Origin of the sequence: Sulfitobacter sp. HI0129 (genome assembly GCF_001635395.1) — a bacterium.
GTDB lineage: Bacteria > Pseudomonadota > Alphaproteobacteria > Rhodobacterales > Rhodobacteraceae > Sulfitobacter.
On sequence record NZ_LWGH01000992.1, the window covers coordinates 1 to 478 of the forward strand.

Annotated in this window: 1 protein-coding gene; it reads left to right on the forward strand. The window is 63.8% G+C overall.

Annotated elements, in window-relative coordinates; translation table 11 throughout:
• Positions 1-478 (forward strand): alcohol dehydrogenase catalytic domain-containing protein (locus A3764_RS21575; RefSeq protein ID WP_150122385.1); only part of this gene is annotated, 478 nt, incomplete at both ends.

A 478-nucleotide genomic window follows, 5' to 3' on the forward strand; every position in this document is an offset into this window, starting at 1 on the left:
TCCTCGGCCATGAAGGGGCGGGTGTCGTACTGGAAGTGGGCGAAGGCGTGACCACGCTGGAGCCGGGCGATCACGTGATCCCGCTCTACACTCCCGAATGCCGCGAATGCGAATATTGCCTGTCGGGCAAGACGAACCTTTGCCAGAAGATCCGCATCACCCAAGGCAAGGGCCTGCTGCCCGATGGCACGACGCGGTTTTCCATGCTCGATGGCACACCCATCCACCACTACATGGGCTGCTCCACCTTCGCCAACCACACGGTCGTGCCCGAAATCGCACTGGCCAAGGTGCGCAAGGACGCGCCCTTCGACAAGATTTGCTACATCGGTTGCGGCGTCACGACGGGCATCGGCGCGGTGATCAACACCGCCAAGGTGGAGATCGGCGCGCGCTGCGTGGTCTTCGGGCTGGGCGGCATCGGGCTCAACGTGATCCAGGGGTTGAAGCTCGCGGGGGCTGACCAGATCGTCGGCGT